This window comes from Bacillus sp. SIMBA_026 (assembly GCF_046535335.1).
Lineage (GTDB): Bacteria > Bacillota > Bacilli > Bacillales > Bacillaceae > Bacillus > Bacillus velezensis.
Map to the genome: position 1 here is coordinate 1 of NZ_JAWRWX010000235.1, position 265 is coordinate 265.

Sequence of the window (265 nt, forward strand, 5' to 3'; positions counted from 1 at the left end):
GGTTCCTGTTCACCACCGTAGTGGTCACCCCGCCGGACAACGCCATAGAACAATTCTCCAGCCGGCTCCGTTCCTTGATCGTGGTGATTGTCGGCGGCCTGGTGCTCACATTCGGGGCAGTCTCGGCAGCGCGGGCCTTGGAGACGGCACGCATGAAGTCCGCAGGGGCCGGCGCTACCCCAGGGGATGCAGCGGCAAAGAGGGGACGCCGCCATGCCAGCCACGGCGAGGCCGCCCCGTCCCACAAGGACGCCGTCGAAATACC

General features: G+C 66.8%; 1 protein-coding gene. It reads left to right on the top strand.

Translation table 11 applies throughout. The annotated features are described in order from the left end of the window. A partial coding sequence (locus tag SB847_RS21315) for a hypothetical protein (RefSeq protein WP_410578644.1) occupies positions 1-265 on the top strand: 265 nt, incomplete at both ends.